The organism is Streptomyces sp. NBC_00466 (genome assembly GCF_041433995.1).
GTDB lineage: Bacteria > Actinomycetota > Actinomycetes > Streptomycetales > Streptomycetaceae > Streptomyces.
Genome location: NZ_CP107896.1, coordinates 2,411,085 through 2,427,197 on the forward strand (window position 1 = coordinate 2,411,085; position 16,113 = coordinate 2,427,197).

The 16,113-nt window shown below is 65.6% G+C and carries 29 protein-coding genes; all 29 read right to left on the bottom strand.

The window, feature by feature from the left end:
• Window positions 1–69: 69 nt before the first annotated feature.
• Entirely contained in the window at window positions 70–564 is a 495-nt protein-coding gene (gene rplQ, locus OG210_RS10475; protein ID WP_328330195.1) for a 50S ribosomal protein L17, read from the bottom strand.
• Window positions 565–689: 125 nt separating this feature from the next.
• Window positions 690–1,712, bottom strand: a complete 1,023-nt coding sequence (locus tag OG210_RS10480; RefSeq protein WP_164264460.1) for a DNA-directed RNA polymerase subunit alpha — start codon at window positions 1,710–1,712, stop codon at window positions 690–692.
• Window positions 1,713–1,934: 222 nt separating this feature from the next.
• Window positions 1,935–2,339, bottom strand: coding sequence for a 30S ribosomal protein S11 (rpsK, locus tag OG210_RS10485; protein ID WP_125496499.1), 405 nt, complete (start codon window positions 2,337–2,339; stop codon window positions 1,935–1,937).
• Between the two features lie 72 nt (window positions 2,340–2,411).
• A complete protein-coding gene (gene rpsM / locus OG210_RS10490; protein WP_164264459.1) occupies window positions 2,412–2,792 on the bottom strand; it encodes a 30S ribosomal protein S13 in 381 nt (126 codons plus the stop codon).
• 191 nt (window positions 2,793–2,983) lie between these two features.
• The gene (gene rpmJ / locus OG210_RS10495) at window positions 2,984–3,097 is read right to left on the bottom strand and encodes a 50S ribosomal protein L36 (RefSeq protein WP_003956441.1); all 114 of its coding nucleotides are present in this window, start codon (window positions 3,095–3,097) and stop codon (window positions 2,984–2,986) included.
• Window positions 3,098–3,159: 62 nt separating this feature from the next.
• Window positions 3,160–3,381 carry a translation initiation factor IF-1 gene (gene infA / locus OG210_RS10500; RefSeq protein WP_003956442.1) on the bottom strand — a complete coding sequence of 74 codons (222 nt, stop codon included), beginning with the start codon at window positions 3,379–3,381 and terminating at the stop codon, window positions 3,160–3,162.
• 204 nt (window positions 3,382–3,585) lie between these two features.
• On the bottom strand, window positions 3,586–4,431 hold the full coding sequence (gene map, locus OG210_RS10505) for a type I methionyl aminopeptidase (protein ID WP_328335573.1): 846 nt from the start codon (window positions 4,429–4,431) through the stop codon (window positions 3,586–3,588).
• 96 nt (window positions 4,432–4,527) lie between these two features.
• A complete protein-coding gene (locus OG210_RS10510) occupies window positions 4,528–5,184 on the bottom strand; it encodes an adenylate kinase (RefSeq protein ID WP_328330193.1) in 657 nt (218 codons plus the stop codon).
• Complete coding sequence (gene secY, locus OG210_RS10515) at window positions 5,184–6,497, bottom strand: preprotein translocase subunit SecY (RefSeq protein WP_328330190.1); 1,314 nt, start codon at window positions 6,495–6,497, stop codon at window positions 5,184–5,186. The genes OG210_RS10510 and secY overlap by 1 nt, the downstream gene beginning before the upstream one ends.
• A 221-nt stretch (window positions 6,498–6,718) precedes the next feature.
• Window positions 6,719–7,174, bottom strand: coding sequence for a 50S ribosomal protein L15 (gene rplO, locus OG210_RS10520; protein ID WP_328330188.1), 456 nt, complete (start codon window positions 7,172–7,174; stop codon window positions 6,719–6,721).
• A 1-nt stretch (window position 7,175) separates the two neighbouring features.
• Window positions 7,176–7,358 (bottom strand): 50S ribosomal protein L30, encoded by a 183-nt coding sequence (gene rpmD, locus OG210_RS10525; RefSeq protein WP_024491595.1) that lies wholly within the window; start codon window positions 7,356–7,358, stop codon window positions 7,176–7,178.
• A complete protein-coding gene (rpsE, locus tag OG210_RS10530; RefSeq protein WP_164264455.1) occupies window positions 7,358–7,960 on the bottom strand; it encodes a 30S ribosomal protein S5 in 603 nt (200 codons plus the stop codon). The genes rpmD and rpsE overlap by 1 nt, the downstream gene beginning before the upstream one ends.
• Before the next feature lie 46 nt (window positions 7,961–8,006).
• Window positions 8,007–8,390 carry a 50S ribosomal protein L18 gene (rplR, locus tag OG210_RS10535; protein WP_328330185.1) on the bottom strand — a complete coding sequence of 128 codons (384 nt, stop codon included), beginning with the start codon at window positions 8,388–8,390 and terminating at the stop codon, window positions 8,007–8,009.
• A gap of 3 nt (window positions 8,391–8,393) precedes the next feature.
• Window positions 8,394–8,933, bottom strand: coding sequence for a 50S ribosomal protein L6 (gene rplF / locus OG210_RS10540; protein ID WP_164264453.1), 540 nt, complete (start codon window positions 8,931–8,933; stop codon window positions 8,394–8,396).
• Window positions 8,934–8,953: 20 nt separating this feature from the next.
• Window positions 8,954–9,352: a 30S ribosomal protein S8 gene (rpsH, locus tag OG210_RS10545; protein ID WP_164264452.1), complete on the bottom strand. Its 399-nt coding sequence runs from the start codon at window positions 9,350–9,352 to the stop codon at window positions 8,954–8,956.
• 236 nt (window positions 9,353–9,588) lie between these two features.
• Window positions 9,589–9,774 carry a type Z 30S ribosomal protein S14 gene (locus tag OG210_RS10550; RefSeq protein ID WP_024491590.1) on the bottom strand — a complete coding sequence of 62 codons (186 nt, stop codon included), beginning with the start codon at window positions 9,772–9,774 and terminating at the stop codon, window positions 9,589–9,591.
• A 2-nt stretch (window positions 9,775–9,776) separates the two neighbouring features.
• The gene (gene rplE / locus OG210_RS10555; RefSeq protein ID WP_164264451.1) at window positions 9,777–10,334 is read right to left on the bottom strand and encodes a 50S ribosomal protein L5; all 558 of its coding nucleotides are present in this window, start codon (window positions 10,332–10,334) and stop codon (window positions 9,777–9,779) included.
• A complete protein-coding gene (gene rplX, locus OG210_RS10560; protein ID WP_164264450.1) occupies window positions 10,334–10,657 on the bottom strand; it encodes a 50S ribosomal protein L24 in 324 nt (107 codons plus the stop codon). The genes rplE and rplX overlap by 1 nt, the downstream gene beginning before the upstream one ends.
• A 2-nt stretch (window positions 10,658–10,659) precedes the next feature.
• Window positions 10,660–11,028 carry a 50S ribosomal protein L14 gene (gene rplN / locus OG210_RS10565; protein ID WP_003966950.1) on the bottom strand — a complete coding sequence of 123 codons (369 nt, stop codon included), beginning with the start codon at window positions 11,026–11,028 and terminating at the stop codon, window positions 10,660–10,662.
• Window positions 11,029–11,139: 111 nt separating this feature from the next.
• Window positions 11,140–11,424 (bottom strand): 30S ribosomal protein S17, encoded by a 285-nt coding sequence (rpsQ, locus tag OG210_RS10570; RefSeq protein ID WP_327295856.1) that lies wholly within the window; start codon window positions 11,422–11,424, stop codon window positions 11,140–11,142.
• Window positions 11,424–11,648 carry a 50S ribosomal protein L29 gene (rpmC, locus tag OG210_RS10575; protein WP_028812369.1) on the bottom strand — a complete coding sequence of 75 codons (225 nt, stop codon included), beginning with the start codon at window positions 11,646–11,648 and terminating at the stop codon, window positions 11,424–11,426. Before rpmC ends, rpsQ begins: the two co-directional genes overlap by 1 nt.
• Entirely contained in the window at window positions 11,648–12,067 is a 420-nt protein-coding gene (gene rplP, locus OG210_RS10580) for a 50S ribosomal protein L16 (RefSeq protein ID WP_164264448.1), read from the bottom strand. Before rplP ends, rpmC begins: the two co-directional genes overlap by 1 nt.
• 5 nt (window positions 12,068–12,072) lie before the next feature.
• On the bottom strand, window positions 12,073–12,918 hold the full coding sequence (rpsC, locus tag OG210_RS10585) for a 30S ribosomal protein S3 (protein WP_327295857.1): 846 nt from the start codon (window positions 12,916–12,918) through the stop codon (window positions 12,073–12,075).
• Window positions 12,918–13,265 (bottom strand): 50S ribosomal protein L22, encoded by a 348-nt coding sequence (gene rplV, locus OG210_RS10590; RefSeq protein ID WP_006604878.1) that lies wholly within the window; start codon window positions 13,263–13,265, stop codon window positions 12,918–12,920. The genes rpsC and rplV overlap by 1 nt, the downstream gene beginning before the upstream one ends.
• 41 nt (window positions 13,266–13,306) lie before the next feature.
• Window positions 13,307–13,588, bottom strand: coding sequence for a 30S ribosomal protein S19 (rpsS, locus tag OG210_RS10595; RefSeq protein ID WP_164264446.1), 282 nt, complete (start codon window positions 13,586–13,588; stop codon window positions 13,307–13,309).
• Between the two features lie 12 nt (window positions 13,589–13,600).
• Entirely contained in the window at window positions 13,601–14,437 is an 837-nt protein-coding gene (rplB, locus tag OG210_RS10600; protein WP_164264445.1) for a 50S ribosomal protein L2, read from the bottom strand.
• Window positions 14,438–14,476: 39 nt separating this feature from the next.
• Window positions 14,477–14,800 (bottom strand): 50S ribosomal protein L23, encoded by a 324-nt coding sequence (gene rplW, locus OG210_RS10605; RefSeq protein WP_164264444.1) that lies wholly within the window; start codon window positions 14,798–14,800, stop codon window positions 14,477–14,479.
• Window positions 14,800–15,453, bottom strand: a complete 654-nt coding sequence (gene rplD, locus OG210_RS10610) for a 50S ribosomal protein L4 (RefSeq protein ID WP_164264443.1) — start codon at window positions 15,451–15,453, stop codon at window positions 14,800–14,802. The genes rplW and rplD overlap by 1 nt, the downstream gene beginning before the upstream one ends.
• Before the next feature lie 7 nt (window positions 15,454–15,460).
• Complete coding sequence (gene rplC, locus OG210_RS10615; RefSeq protein WP_250299280.1) at window positions 15,461–16,105, bottom strand: 50S ribosomal protein L3; 645 nt, start codon at window positions 16,103–16,105, stop codon at window positions 15,461–15,463.
• Window positions 16,106–16,113 lie beyond the last annotated feature (8 nt).

The following is a 16,113-nucleotide window of genomic DNA, read 5'->3' on the forward strand; positions in this document are numbered from 1 at the left end:
CACCGCCCCGGAGGGAGATACGAGCCCGTTCAGCTGTCTTCTGTCTTCGGAACACTGCCCTCGAAGGGGTCAGGCGTCCTTGGACTCCGCCTCGACCGGCTTGGCGTCCTCGACGACCTCGGCCGGGGCCTCGGTCTTCGGGGCAGCGTCCTTGGCGGCACGCTTGGTCGCGGCCTCGGCCTCACCGGTGGCCTCCTGGGCCACGGTCAGCGCCTCGACCAGCTCGATGACCGCCATCGGGGCGTTGTCGCCACGACGGTTGCCGATCTTGGTGATGCGGGTGTAACCACCGGGGCGGTTCTCGTACCGGGGGGCGATCTCGGTGAAGAGCGTGTGGACCACACCCTTGTCCGTGATCGACTTCAGCACGAGGCGACGGTTGTGGATGTCGCCCTTCTTCGCCTTGGTGATGAAACGCTCCGCGACCGGACGCAGGCGGCGAGCCTTGGCCTCGGTCGTGGTGATGCGGCCGTGCTCGAACAGCGACTTCGCGAGGTTCGCGAGAAGCAGACGCTCGTGCGCGGCGCTGCCGCCCAGACGGGCACCCTTGGCAGGCTTCGGCATGGTGTTTCTCCTTGTGATCTGCACCGGCCGTATCAGGTACCGGTGTCAGTAACCGGCGGGCTGCTGCCCGCCGGAAGTCCACGGCCGGGGCCCCGGAATTTCCCGGGGCCCCGGCCGGAGGCGAATCAGTACTGCTCGGTCTCCACGAAACCGGCGTCCGCGTCGTCGTCGGCGCCGAAGGCGTCGGCGGCGGCGGTCGGGTCGAAGCCGGGAGGCGAGTCCTTCAGCGCGAGGCCCATACCGGCCAGCTTCGCCTTGACCTCGTCGATCGACTTCGCACCGAAGTTGCGGATGTCGAGCAGGTCGGCCTCGGACCGCGCCACGAGCTCACCCACGGAGTGGATGCCCTCGCGCTTGAGGCAGTTGTACGAGCGGACGGTGAGCTCCAGCTCCTCGATCGGCAGGGCCAGATCGGCGGCGAGCGCGGCGTCCGTCGGCGACGGGCCCATGTCGATGCCCTCGGCGTCGATGTTGAGCTCGCGGGCCAGACCGAACAGCTCGACCAGGGTCTTACCGGCCGACGCCATGGCGTCACGGGGACGCATGGCCTGCTTGGTCTCGACGTCGACGATCAGCTTGTCGAAGTCGGTGCGCTGCTCGACACGGGTCGCCTCGACCTTGTACGTGACCTTCAGCACCGGGGAGTAGATGGAGTCGACCGGGATGCGGCCGATCTCCTGGCCCAGCTGCTTGTTCTGCACGGCGGAGACGTAGCCGCGACCGCGCTCGACGGTCAGCTCCATCTCCAGCTTGCCCTTGCCGTTCAGCGTGGCGAGGACCAGGTCGGGGTTGTGCACCTCGACACCGGCCGGCGGGGCGATGTCAGCAGCGGTGACCAGGCCGGGGCCCTGCTTGCGCAGGTACATCACGACCGGCTCGTCGTGCTCCGAGGAGACGACCAGCTGCTTGATGTTGAGGATGAGGTCGGTCACGTCCTCCTTGACGCCCGGCACGGTGGTGAACTCGTGCAGGACACCGTCGACGCGGATGCTGGTGACAGCGGCGCCGGGGATCGAGGAGAGGAGCGTGCGGCGGAGCGAGTTGCCGAGGGTGTAGCCGAAACCGGGCTCCAGCGGCTCGATCACGAACCGCGAGCGGTACTCGTCGACGACCTCTTCGGTCAGCGACGGACGCTGAGCGATAAGCATGCGGTGATCCTTCAGTCGTGGGCGCCCACTATTTGACGCCCCCAATGTTTTGCTGTGAAGCAGTCTTGCGGTGAAGCGGTCCTGCGGTGGTGCTGCGCAGGCACACGAAGCGCGTGCCGCACACGTACTACAAGAGTACGAGTCCTACAAGGGTACGGGCGGTACGCCGAAAAGAGGCCGTACCGCCCGCATGACCCTGTGGAACAGTCCGACGCCGGAGCGTCAGACGCGACGCCGCTTCGGGGGGCGGCAGCCGTTGTGCGGGGTGGGGGTGACGTCCTGGATCGAACCGACCTCGAGGCCGGTGGCCTGGAGGGAGCGGATCGCGGTCTCGCGGCCGGAGCCGGGACCCTTCACAAAGACGTCGACCTTGCGCATGCCGTGCTCCTGCGCGCGACGGGCGGCCGACTCAGCGGCCATCTGCGCGGCGAAGGGGGTGGACTTGCGCGAGCCCTTGAAGCCGACGTGGCCGGCGGAGGCCCAGGAGATCACGTTGCCCGAGGGGTCCGTGATCGAGACGATCGTGTTGTTGAACGTGCTCTTGATGTGGGCATGCCCGTGAGCGACGTTCTTCTTTTCCTTGCGGCGCACCTTCTTGGTAGCACCCTGACGGCCCTTAGGAGGCATGTCTTACTCCCGGTGGAGTGGAGGTGATCGGTCCTACAGCGAAGACCGCTGAACAGCGTCCCTAGCTGAGGACTACTTCTTGCCCGGCTTCTTCTTACCGGCGATCGCGCGACGCGGGCCCTTGCGGGTACGAGCGTTCGTGCTGGTGCGCTGGCCGTGGACCGGAAGCCCACGACGGTGACGCAGACCCTGGTAGCAGCCGATCTCGACCTTGCGGCGGATGTCGGCCTGGATCTCGCGGCGGAGGTCACCCTCGGTGCGGAGGTTGGCGTCCACGTACTCGCGGATCTTGACCAGGTCCTCTTCGGCCAGATCACGAACGCGGGTGTTGGGGTCAACACCGGTGGCGGCCAGGGCCTCCTTGGACCGGGTGCGCCCGATGCCGAAGACGTAGGTGAGGGCAACCTCCACGCGCTTTTCGCGCGGGATGTCAACACCTGAAACGCGTGCCATTCAATGGCTCCTGTTGATATCGGGGGTCTTCCGCAGAGCCTCTCCCAGACGAAAGTGCCTACGTTGCGTAGGCACCATTCCGGGTCCCCGGCCCCCGCCGGAGGTGTCGCCCGCTGTGTCAGCTGGGCGGGCCCTGCGTATGTACGTATTTACGTGCGTCGCGCGAAGAACTGCGAGGTGCAGGTCGTGCGTCAGCCCTGGCGCTGCTTGTGGCGCAGGTTGTCGCAGATGACCATGACCCGACCGTGACGGCGGATCACCTTGCACTTGTCGCAGATCTTCTTGACGCTCGGCTTGACCTTCATGGGATGTCAGGTTCTCCGGGTCGGTGCCACCACCGCGCCGTGAAGCGGGGTGCGGGCAAGATCTACTTGTAGCGGTAGACGATCCGACCACGCGTCAGGTCGTACGGAGACAGCTCCACGACGACCCGGTCATCCGGGAGGATACGGATGTAGTGCATCCGCATCTTGCCGCTGATGTGCGCTAGGACCTTGTGACCGTTCTGAAGTTCCACCTTGAACATTGCGTTCGGGAGGGACTCGATCACGGTGCCCTCGATTTCGATGGCACCTTGCTTCTTGGCCACGCTTCGCCCTTCGAATCGGCTACCTTGATCGGCTCCGTACAGCGCGCATGTCGACATGACATGCATGAAGACATACGGGTATACGCGAGCCGACGAGTCAGTCTACGTCAGGGCATCCATAAAGACGAATCCGGGAAGACTGCCCTGCTGTCAAGATCCTTAAGCCACCCGGCCGCACGCGCCCGCGCGCTCAGCCGCGCACGGTCAGCCGAGCGGGTCGGGAGCCGTGGTCACACCCAGCTCCGCCAGCTTCGCCTTGCCGCCGTCCGGCGCCGTCAGCACGATCAGCCCCTCGTCGGTCAGCGCGATCGAGTGCTCCCAGTGCGAGGACCAGGTCCCGTCGGTCGTGATGACCGTCCAGTCGTCCTCCAGCACCTGGGTACGGGGCGTGCCGAGCGAGACCATCGGCTCGATCGCCAGGCAGAAACCGGGGACCAGCTTCGGGTTGTGCCGGCCGATGAGGCGGCGCTTGTCGACGTAGTTCAGCAGATGCGGGTCCATGTGCATCTCGGAGCCGATGCCGTGGCCGCCGTAGTCCTCGATGATCCCGTACTTGCCGGAGGACGGGCGGGGCTGGCGGCGGATGTAGCCCTCGATCGCCTTCGACACCTCGGCGAGCCTGCCGCCCTTCTTCATCGCGGCGATCCCGGCCCACATCGACTCCTCGGTCACCCGGGAGAGCTCGACCAGCTCGGGAGCGTGCCCGGTGCCGACGAACGCGGTGTAGGCGGCGTCGCCGTGCCAGCCGTCGATGATCGCGCCGCAGTCGATCGAGATGATGTCGCCGTCCTTGAGGACGGTCTTCTCGTCCGGGATGCCGTGGACCACGACCTCGTTCACGGACGTGCAGATGGTGGCGGGGAAACCGCCGTAGCCGAGGAAGTTCGGCTTCGCGTTGTGGTCGGCGAGCACCTTGCGGGCCACCTGGTCCAGGTCGTGCGTGGTGGCCCCGGGTACCGCGGCCTCACGGGTCGCGGCGTGGATCGCGGCGACGACCAGCCCCGCCTCACGCATCTTCGCGATCTGCTCGGGAGTCTTGATCTCCACCATCGAAATTGCCTTCCGCATCGAACCGGCGTCTATCTGCTCAACAGTACGGCCGCGGCGTCCTGGGGACACCGCGGCCGTGCGTACACGTACTGCCTGTCAGACCTTGTCGGTCTGCAGGGCCTCCATCGCCCTCGCGGTCACCTCGGTGACCTTGCCGAGCGCGGAGATCGTCGACACCAGGCCCTGGGCCTTGTAGTGGTCGATGATCGGCTCGGTCTGCGTGTGGTAGACCTCCAGCCGGGTACGCACCGTCGCCTCGGTGTCGTCACCGCGCTGGTAGAGCTCGCCGCCGCAGATGTCGCAGACGCCCTCGTGCTTCGGGCGGCTGTACTCGACGTGGAACACATGGCTCGAGTCGTTGCGGCAGATACGCCGGCCGGCGATCCGCTTCACGACCTCGTCCTCGGGGACCTCGAGGTCCAGCACCGCGTCCAGCTTCTGTCCCTCGGCGCTCAGCCACTCGTCGAGTGCCTGGGCCTGGGCGACATTGCGCGGGAAACCGTCGAGGAGGAAACCGCCCTCGGCGTCGGGCTGTGACATCCGGTCCTGCGCCATCCCGATGGTGACCTCGTCCGGAACCAGCTCGCCGGCGTCCATCAGCGCCTTGGCCTGCTTGCCCAGCTCCGTGCCCTGACTGATATTGGCACGGAAGAGGTCGCCCGTGGAGATGTGCGGGATCACCAGGTCCTTGGCAAGGTACGCGGCCTGCGTTCCCTTGCCCGCCCCGGGCGGTCCGACGAGGACGATACGCATCAGCGGAGGAACCCTTCGTAATTACGCTGCTGGAGCTGGCTCTCGATCTGCTTCACGGTCTCCAGACCCACACCCACGATGATGAGGATGCTCGTCCCGCCGAACGGGAAGTTCTGGTTCGCGCCGAAGCCCACCAACGCCATCGTTGGGACGAGAGCGATCACACCCAGATACAGCGACCCCGGCCAGGTGATCCGGTTGAGCACGTAACTCAGGTACTCAGCGGTCGGTCGGCCAGCCCGGATGCCCGGGATGAAGCCACCATACTTCTTCATGTTGTCCGCGACTTCCTCGGGGTTGAACGAGATCGCCACATAGAAGAAGGCGAAGAACACGATCAACAGGAAGTACGTGATGATGTAAGCAGGGTGGTCGCCCTTGACCAGGTTGTCCTTGACCCAGGTCGCCCAGCCGGCGGTCGAACCGCTGAACTGCACGATGAGGCCAGGGATGTAGAGCAGCGAAGAAGCGAAGATGACCGGGATCACACCGGCCTGGTTCACCTTGAGCGGGATGTAAGTGGACGTACCCCCGTAGGACTTCCGGCCGATCATGCGCTTCGCGTACTGAACGGGGATGCGGCGCTGGGCCTGCTCCACGAAGACGACGAGGCCGACCATGGCCAGACCCACCAGGATCACCGCACCGAACTCGATCCAGCCGCCCGCCAGCTTGCCCTGCTGCTTGACGGCCCACAGCGCGCCGGGGAAGCCGGCCGCGATCGAGACGAACATCAGGATCGACATTCCGTTGCCGATGCCGCGGTCGGTGACGAGCTCGCCGAGCCACATGACCATGCAGGTGCCGGCGACCATGCAGATCACCATGGTGACGGTGGTGAAGATCGACTGGTCGGGCACGATCTGGTTGGCCACGGGGCAGCTGCCGAAGAGCGCGCCGGTCCGGGCGGTCGCCACCAGACCGGTGCCCTGCAGGACCGCGAGCGCCACGGTCAGATAACGCGTGTACTGCGTGACCTTCGCCTGACCGGACTGCCCCTCCTTCTTCAGGGCTTCCAGCCGCGGGATCACCACGGTCAGCAGCTGAAGGATGATGCTCGCCGTGATGTACGGCATGATGCCGAGCGCGAAGATGGTGATCTGCAACAGTGCGCCACCACTGAACATGTTGACCAGACCGAAGAGACCCTGGTTGGTCTTCGTCTGGTCAAGACACTGCTGGACGTTCGTGTAGCTGACCCCGGGGATCGGGATGTGCGTTCCGAGCCGGTAGATCACGATGATGGCGAGTGTGAACAGCAGCTTCTTGCGCAGGTCGGGCGTCTTGAACGCTCGGGCGAACGCGGTGAGCACGGTGCCTCCTGCGACCCCCGCGCGTCTGCGAAGAGGTGACGGTAATGAGAATTCGACGGTGGACGGTATGCGTATCGGTCGATGGCCGCACCGATACACCACGCTGAGTACAGACAGTGCAGCGCCACCATACCGGCGACCCTGCCCCCCTTGGAACGACCAACCGGGGATGCCCTTTCAAAAAGGCATCCCCGGTTGGGTGTTCAGGTCATCGAGTCGTCTCAGACGAGCTCGGTGACGGTGCCGCCCGCGGCGGCAATCTTCTCCTTGGCGGAGCCGGAGACGGCGTCAACCGAAACCGTCAGCGCCACCGAGATCTCGCCCTGGCCCAGGACCTTGACGAGGCTGTTCTTACGCACCGCGCCCTTGGCGACCAGGTCGGCCACCGTGACGTCTCCACCCTCGGGGTAGAGCTCACCGAGCTTGTCCAGGTTGACAACCTGGAACTCGGTGCGGAACGGGTTCTTGAAGCCCTTCAGCTTCGGGAGGCGCATGTGGAGGGGCATCTGCCCGCCCTCGAAGCGCTCCGGAACCTGGTAACGGGCCTTCGTGCCCTTGGTACCACGACCTGCGGTCTTACCCTTGGACGCCTCACCACGACCCACACGGGTCTTGGCGGTCTTGGCGCCCGGGGCGGGCCGGAGGTTGTGGACCTTCAGCGGGTTGTTCTCCGCCATGTCAGTCGACCTCCTCAACCGTCACGAGGTGGCGGACGGTGTTAGCCATTCCGCGGAACTCGGGGCGGTCCTCCTTGACAACCACGTCGTGCAGGCGCTTGAGCCCGAGCGAACGCAGGGTGTCGCGGTGGTTCTGCTTGCTGCCGATGTACGACTTCGTCTGCGTGATCTTGAGGCGAGCCATTACGCACCCGCTCCCGCACGCGCACGGAGCAGAGCCGCGGGGGCGACGTCCTCGAGGGGCAGACCACGGCGAGCCGCGATCTCCTCGGGACGCTGCAGGCCCTGGAGGGCCGCCACGGTCGCGTGCACGATGTTGATCGCGTTGTCGGAGCCGAGCGACTTCGACAGGATGTCGTGGACGCCGGCGCACTCCAGAACGGCGCGCACCGGGCCACCGGCGATAACACCGGTACCGGGGGAAGCAGGCTTGAGCAGGACGACGCCCGCAGCCTTCTCGCCCGTGATCGGGTGAGGGATGGTGCCCTGGATACGCGGAACCTTGAAGAAGCTCTTCTTGGCCTCTTCGACGCCCTTGGCGATGGCCGCGGGAACTTCCTTGGCCTTGCCGTATCCGACACCTACGGTGCCGTCACCGTCTCCGACCACGACGAGCGCGGTGAAGCTGAAGCGACGACCACCCTTGACAACCTTGGCAACGCGGTTGATCGCGACTACGCGCTCAACGTAAGCGGTCTTCTCGGCGGCAGCGCCACCGTCGCGACCCTTCCGGTCCCGCCGCTCGCCGCCACCGGCACCGCTTCCGCGGCGCTGGGGTCCAGCCATTGGATTTACCTCTCTCTGTTACGTCCGTTAGTCCCGGAACCGGGGCTTAGAACTTCAGCCCGGCTTCGCGGGCGGCGTCAGCCAGAGCGGCAATGCGCCCGGCGTACCTGTTGCCACCACGGTCGAACACGACAGCCTCGACACCGGCGGCCTTCGCACGCTCTGCGACGAGCGCGCCGACCTGCTGTGCCTGGGCGCTCTTGTCGCCCTCGCCACCGCGGATCGAGGTGTCCAGGGTCGACGCCGAAGCGAGCGTGTGGCCCGCGATGTCGTCGATGACCTGCGCGACGATGTTGCGGTTGGAGCGCGTCACGACCAGGCGCGGACGCTCCGGCGTGCCGGAGATGTGCTTGCGGACACGGACGTGGCGGCGCTTGATGGCAGCGCGCTTGTACGCGTCACCCTTGGCGATCTTTACACCGTATGCCATGGCTTACTTACCCGCCTTTCCGACCTTGCGGCGGATAACCTCGCCGGCGTACTTGACGCCCTTGGCCTTGTACGGGTCGGGCTTCCGCAGCTTGCGGATGTTAGCGGCGACCTCGCCGACCTTCTGCTTGTCGATGCCCTCGACGCTGAGCTTCGTGGGCGACTCGACCTTGAAGGTGATGCCCTCAGGGGCCTCAACGACGATCGGGTGGCTGTAGCCCAGGGCGAACTCCAGGTTGGAGCCCTTCGCCTGGACGCGGTAACCGACACCGCTGATTTCGAGCGCCTTGGTGTATCCCGTGGTCACGCCGGTGATCATGTTCGCCACCAGCGTGCGGGACAGGCCGTGAAGGGCCTTGTTCTGACGCTCGTCGTTAGGACGGACGACGTTGAGCACGCCGTCCTCGCCCTTGGTGACCTCGATCGGCGACGCAACGGTGTGCGAGAGGGACCCCTTGGGGCCCTTCACCGCGACCGTGCGGCCATCGATGGTGACGTCCACACCGGCGGGAACCTGAATGGGGAGCTTGCCGATTCGCGACATGGCTTTTCCTCCGTTCCCGACTACCAGACGTAGGCGAGGACTTCCCCACCTACGCCCTTCTTGCTGGCCTGCTGGCCGGTCAGGAGACCGTGGGACGTGGAGATGATCGCCACGCCCAGGCCGCCGAGAACCTTCGGCAGATTGGTGGACTTCGCGTACACACGCAGACCCGGCTTCGAGATCCGCTTGATGCCTGCGATCGAGCGCTCGCGGTTCGGGCCGAACTTCAGCTCGAGAACGAGGTTCTTGCCGACCTCGGCGTCCTCGGTCTTCCAGCCGGTGATGAAGCCCTCCTGCTGGAGGATCTCCGCGATGTGCGACTTGATCTTGCTGTGCGGCATCACGACGGAGTCGTGGTACGCCGAGTTTGCGTTACGCAGACGCGTGAGCATGTCTGCGATGGGATCAGTCATGGTCATGAATTGGCCTTCGGCCTCTCTCGCCGGGGTTTCCTGTATGCGCCATCCCTCTCCCCACTCAGTGGCGGGACGGGTGCGGTGCGGGGACCTACGGCGTAGTAAGCGTTTTGTCAGCGGGCTTCGCCCGCGGGCGGTCGGGCGGCAGAGGCCCAACCCCGCAAGCCTACGGCATACGGAGGAGGGCTTCTGCCGACCAGATGCTTACCGAGAGCCTCCGATAATTCCCGGAAAGGGAATTACCAGGAGCTCTTGGTCACGCCCGGCAGCTCGCCGCGGTGGGCCATCTCACGAAGGCACACACGGCACAGGCCGAACTTGCGGTAGACGGAGTGGGGCCGGCCGCAGCGCTGGCAGCGGGTGTACCCGCGGACGCCGAACTTCGGCTTGCGGGCGGCCTTAGCGATCAGGGACTTCTTCGCCACGGTCAGTTCTCCTTGAACGGGAAGCCGAGGTGACGAAGGAGGGCACGACCCTCGTCGTCATTGGTCGCCGTGGTGACCACGGTGATGTCCATGCCCCGGACCCGGTCGATCTTGTCCTGGTCGATCTCGTGGAACATGACCTGCTCCGTGAGACCGAAGGTGTAGTTGCCACGGCCGTCGAACTGCTTCGGCGACAGGCCACGGAAGTCACGGATACGCGGAAGCGCGAGCGACAGCGTACGGTCCAGGAACTCCCACATCCGGTCACCGCGGAGGGTGACGTGGCAGCCGATCGGCTGCCCCTCGCGCAGCTTGAACTGCGCGATCGACTTGCGGGCCTTGGTGACGGCCGGCTTCTGACCGGTGATCGTGGTGAGGTCCTTGATGGCACCGTCGATCAGCTTGGAGTCGCGGGCGGCGTCGCCCACACCCATGTTGACCACGATCTTGACGAGACCGGGGATCTGCATGACGTTCTCGTACGAGAACTCCTCACGCAGCTTGCCGGCGATTTCCTCGCGGTAGCGCGTCTTGAGACGCGGCGCAGTGGTGGCAGTCATCAGATGTCCTCACCGGTCCGCTTGGCAACGCGGATCTTGTTGCCCTCGTCGTCAAAGCGGTAGCCGACGCGGGTGACGACCTTCTTGCCGTCCTTCTCCACCACCAGCTGAACGTTGCTGACGTGGACAGGGGCTTCGGTCGTCACGATGCCACCGGTCTGCGAACCACGAGCGGTCTGGCCGGCCTTGGTGTGCTTCTTGACCCGGTTGACACCCTCGACGAGGACACGGTTCTGCGTGGGGTAGGCAACGATGACCTTGCCCTGCTTGCCGCGGTCCTTACCGGTGATGACCTGAACCAGGTCGCCCTTCTTGATCTTCATGCTTACAGCACCTCCGGCGCGAGCGAGATGATCTTCATGAACTTCTTCTCGCGCAGCTCACGGCCCACCGGGCCGAAGATACGGGTGCCGCGGGGGTCGCCGTCGTTCTTCAGAATGACGGCGGCGTTCTCGTCGAAGCGGATGTACGAGCCGTCCTGACGACGACGCTCCTTGACGGTGCGAACGATGACCGCCTTGACGACGTCACCCTTCTTCACGTTGCCACCGGGGATCGCGTCCTTGACGGTGGCGACAATGACGTCACCGATACCCGCGTAGCGGCGACCCGAGCCACCGAGAACACGAATGGTGAGAATTTCCTTCGCACCCGTGTTGTCGGCGACGCGAAGTCGCGACTCCTGCTGGATCACGTCTATCTCCTGATCGTCTGCCGGTTCCCGGCGGGGGACTCACGTAAGTGACTTACGCGGGTCCCCCACCGAGCCTGGCGGAACTGACCTGAGCGATGAGCTCAGGGATTCTTACTTGGCCTTCTCGAGGATCTCGACGATGCGCCAGCGCTTCGATGCCGACAGCGGCCGTGTCTCCATGATGACAACACGGTCGCCGATACCGGCGGCGTTGGCCTCGTCGTGCGCCTTGAGCTTGTTCGTACGGCGGATGACCTTGCCGTACAGCGCGTGCTTGACGCGGTCCTCGACAGCGACGACGACGGTCTTGTCCATCTTGTCGCTGACGACGAGACCCTCACGGGTCTTGCGGAATCCGCGCTGCTCAGTCGTCTCAGTCACATTCTTCTCGCTCATCAGGCGCTCTCCACCGTCTCGATGCCCAGCTCGCGCTCACGCATCAGGGTGTAGATCCGGGCGATGTCCTTACGGACGGACTTGAGCCGACCGTGGTTTTCGAGCTGTCCGGTCGCCGCCTGGAAGCGGAGGTTGAACAGCTCTTCCTTGGCCTCACGCAGCTTGGCGACGAGGTCCTCGTCGTTCAGCTCACGCAGCTCGGTCGCCTTGGTACCGGCCGCCATCACGACTCACCTGCCTCGCGCCGCACGATGCGGCACTTCATCGGAAGCTTGTGGGCGGCGCGGGTGAGCGCCTCCTTAGCGACCTTCTCGTTCGGGTAGGACAGCTCGAACATCACCCGGCCGGGCTTGACGTTCGCGATCCACCACTCCGGGGAGCCCTTACCCGAACCCATGCGGGTCTCGGCGGGCTTCTTGGTGAGGGGACGGTCCGGGTAAATGTTGATCCAGACCTTGCCGCCACGCTTGATGTGGCGGGTCATCGCGATACGAGCAGCCTCGATCTGGCGGTTCGTCACGTACGCCGGCGTCAGAGCCTGGATGCCGTACTCACCGAATGCGACCTCAGTTCCACCCTTCGCCATACCACTGCGCTTGGGGTGGTGCTGCTTGCGGTGCTTGACCCTACGAGGGATCAGCATGTCGGTCAGGCCTCCGTTCCAGTGCTCTCAGCCGGAGCAGCGGCGGCGGGAGCCTCGGCCTTGGGGGCCTCGGCTGCCGGCGCGGACTGCTGCGGCTTGCGGCCGCGGCCGCCACGCTCGCCGCCACGGCCACCACGGCCGCCGGCTGCCGGACGGTCACTGCCGCCACCACGGGCCGGGCGGTTACCCGCACGGGCCGCGGCGTTCTCGGCACGGACCTCGGCGATGTTCTTGACATTGCCCTTGTAGATCCAGACCTTCACGCCGATACGGCCGAAGGTCGTCTTGGCCTCGAAGAAGCCGTAGTCCACGTTCGCGCGGAGCGTGTGCAGCGGCACACGGCCCTCGCGGTAGAACTCCGAACGGGACATCTCGGCGCCGCCGAGACGGCCACCGCACTGGATCTTGATGCCCTTGGCGCCGGCCTTCATCGTCGACTGCATGCTCTTACGCATGGCGCGACGGAAGGAGACACGCGAGGAGAGCTGCTCGGCGACGGCCTGGGCCACCAGCTGAGCGTCCACCTCGGGGTTCTTGACCTCAAGGATGTTGAGCTGGACCTGCTTGCCGGTCAGCTTCTCCAGCTCGCCGCGGATGCGGTCGGCCTCGGCGCCGCGGCGGCCGATGACGATGCCCGGACGAGCGGTGTGGATGTCGACGCGGACGCGGTCGCGGGTGCGCTCGATCTCAACCTTCGAGATACCGGCGCGCTCCATGCCCTTCGTCATCATGCGACGAATGGCGACGTCTTCCTTGACGTAGTCCTTGTACAGCTTGTCGGCGTACCAACGGGACTTGAAGTCCGTGGTAATGCCGAGTCGGAACCCGTGCGGGTTAACCTTCTGGCCCATTACCGGGTTCCTTCCTTGCTGCTGACGACCACGGTGATGTGGCTGGTCCGCTTGCGGATCCGGTAGGCACGGCCCTGGGCGCGCGGACGGAACCGCTTCAGGGTCGGGCCCTCGTCGACGTACGCCTCGGAGATGACGAGGCTGCCGGCGTCGGTGTGGTCGTAGTTGTGTGCAGCGTTGGCGATGGCGCTGTCAAGCACCTTGCCAACCGGCACGCTCGCGGCCTGCGGGGCGAAACGCAGGACCGCCTGAGCCTCCGTGGCATCCATGCCACGGATAAGGTCCACCACGCGGCGGGCCTTCATGGGCGTGACGCGGATGTACCGCGCCTGGGCCCTGGCTTCCATGGTTGTCCCTTCGGTGTCGTTCATAGTCTTCGCACCCCGCCTTAGCGGCGCTTCGACTTGCGGTCGTCCTTGACGTGGCCGCGGAAGGTGCGGGTCGGCGCAAACTCGCCGAGCTTGTGGCCGACCATCGACTCGGTGACGAACACCGGGACGTGGATCTTGCCGTTGTGCACCGCGATGGTGTGTCCCAGCATGTCCGGGATGATCATCGAGCGCCGGGACCAGGTCTTGATGACGTTCTTGGTGCCTGCTTCGTTCTGTACGTCCACCTTCTTGACAAGGTGTCCGTCGACGAAAGGCCCCTTCTTGAGACTGCGCGGCATCTAAACCCGCTCCTAGCGCTTCTTGTTCGTCTTGCGGCGGCGGACGATGTACTTGCTCGAAGCCTTCTTCGGCGAGCGAGTACGACCCTCCTTCTGACCCCACGGGCTGACCGGGTGGCGACCACCGGAGGTCTTGCCCTCACCACCACCGTGCGGGTGGTCGACCGGGTTCATCGCGACACCGCGGACGGACGGGCGGACGCCCTTCCAGCGCATACGGCCGGCCTTGCCCCAGTTGATGTTCGACTGCTCGGCATTGCCGACCTCGCCGATGGTGGCGCGGCAGCGGATGTCGACCAGGCGGACCTCGCCCGACGGCATACGAAGGTGCGCCATGGCGCCTTCCTTCGCGAGCAGCTGGACCGAAGCACCCGCGGAACGGGCGATCTTCGCTCCGCCACCGGGACGCATCTCGATGGCGTGGATGGTCGTACCGACCGGGATGTTGCGCAGCGGCAGGTTGTTGCCCGGCTTGATGTCGGCACCTGCGCCGTTCTCCACCCGGTCGCCCTGGCCCAGCTTGGCCGGGGCGAGGATGTAGCGCTTCTCGCCGTCTGCGTAGTGCAGGAGCGCGATGCGCGCGGTGCGGTTCGGGTCGTACTCGATGTGCGCGACCTTGGCCGGCACGCCGTCCTTGTCGTGACGACGGAAGTCGATCACACGGAAGGCGCGCTTGTGTCCGCCACCCTGGTGGCGAACGGTGATCCGGCCGGTGTTGTTACGGCCGCCCTTGCTGTGCAGAGGGCGAACCAGCGACTTCTCCGGCGTGGACCGCGTGATCTCGACAAAGTCGGCGACGCTGGAGCCACGACGGCCCGGGGTCGTCGGCTTGTACTTGCGGATACCCATTTCTCAGTCCTCGTCCGATTCCGGACGACTCGGACTCCGTTAGGAGACCGGGCCGCCGAAGATGTCGATACGGTCGCCCTCGGCAAGGGTCACAATGGCGCGCTTGGTGTCAGCGCGCTTTCCGAACCCGGTGCGGGTGCGCTTGCGCTTGCCCTGGCGGTTGATCGTGTTGACTCCGGTGACCTTGACCGAGAAGACCGCTTCCACGGCCTGCTTGATCTGGGTCTTGTTGGAGCCCGGCGCGACGATGAACGTGTACTTGTTCTCGTCGAGCAGCGCGTAGCTCTTCTCGGAAACAACCGGCTTGACGAGGACGTCGCGCGGGTCCGTGAAGGTCTTGCTGGTAACGGTCGTCTCAGCCATCAGACGTCGCTCCCTTCGGTCTCAGTGGTGGCCTTGGGGCCAGACACGAAGGACTCGAAGGCGGCCTTGGTGAAGACCACGTCATCGGATACGAGCACGTCGTACGTGTTCAGCTGGCCCGGCTCCAGGAGGTGCACCTGGGGCAGGTTGCGGGCGGAGAGCCACGCGGCCTCGTCCGAACGCTCGGCGACCAGGAGCACGTGCTTGCGCTCGCTGACCTTGCCCAGCAGGGACTTCGCGGCCTTCGTGGAGGCAGCGCCCTCGACCACGCCGGAGACGACGTGGACGCGAGCGTTCTGCGCCCGGTCGGTGAGGGCACCGCGCAGAGCGGCGACCTTCATCTTCTTCGGGGTGCGCTGCGAGTAGTCACGCGGCTGCGGGCCGTGGACGACGCCACCGCCGGCGAACTGCGGCGCACGGGTCGAACCCTGGCGCGCGCGGCCGGTGCCCTTCTGGCGGTAAGGCTTCTTACCGCCACCGCGGACTTCGCCGCGACGCTTGGTCTTGTGCGTGCCCTGACGGGCCGCGGCCAGCTGTGCGACAACGACCTGGTGGATCAGCGGGATGCTGATCTTGGCGTCGAAGATCTCCGAGGGGAGTTCGACGGTCCCGGCCTTGTCGCCTGCCGGCGAAAGGATGTCAATGGTGCTCATCGGTTCCTCAAGCCCCCTTGGCCGCGGTACGGACCAGGACGAGGCCGCCGTTCGGACCGGGGACCGCGCCCTTGATGAGCAGCAGACCCTTCTCCGCGTCAACGGCGTGGACGGTCAGGTTCTGGGTGGTGACCCGCTCGTTGCCCATGCGGCCCGCCATGCGCATGCCCTTGAAGACACGGCCCGGGGTGGCACAGCCACCGATGGAGCCAGGCTTACGGTGCACGCGGTGGGCACCGTGGGAAGCCTTGCCACCCTTGAAGTTGTGGCGCTTCATGACACCGGCGAAGCCCTTGCCCTTGCTCTTGCCCGTGACATCAACCTTGATGCCGGACTCGAACACCTGGGCGGTGATCTCCTGGCCCAGCGTGTACTCGCTGGCGTCAGGGGTGCGGAGCTCCACCAGGTGGCGGCGCGGAGTCACGTCGGCCTTGGCGAAGTGACCCTTGAGGGGCTTGTTCACCTTGCGAGGGTCGATCTCGCCGAAGGCGATCTGGACCGACTCGTAGCCGTCGATGTCGTTCGTACGGACCTGCGTCACGACGCACGGCCCGGCCTTGACGACGGTCACCGGGACAACCCGGTTGTTCTCGTCCCAGACCTGGGTCATGCCGAGCTTCTCGCCCAGGACGCCCTTGATGTTCTTAGTCATCTCGCGCG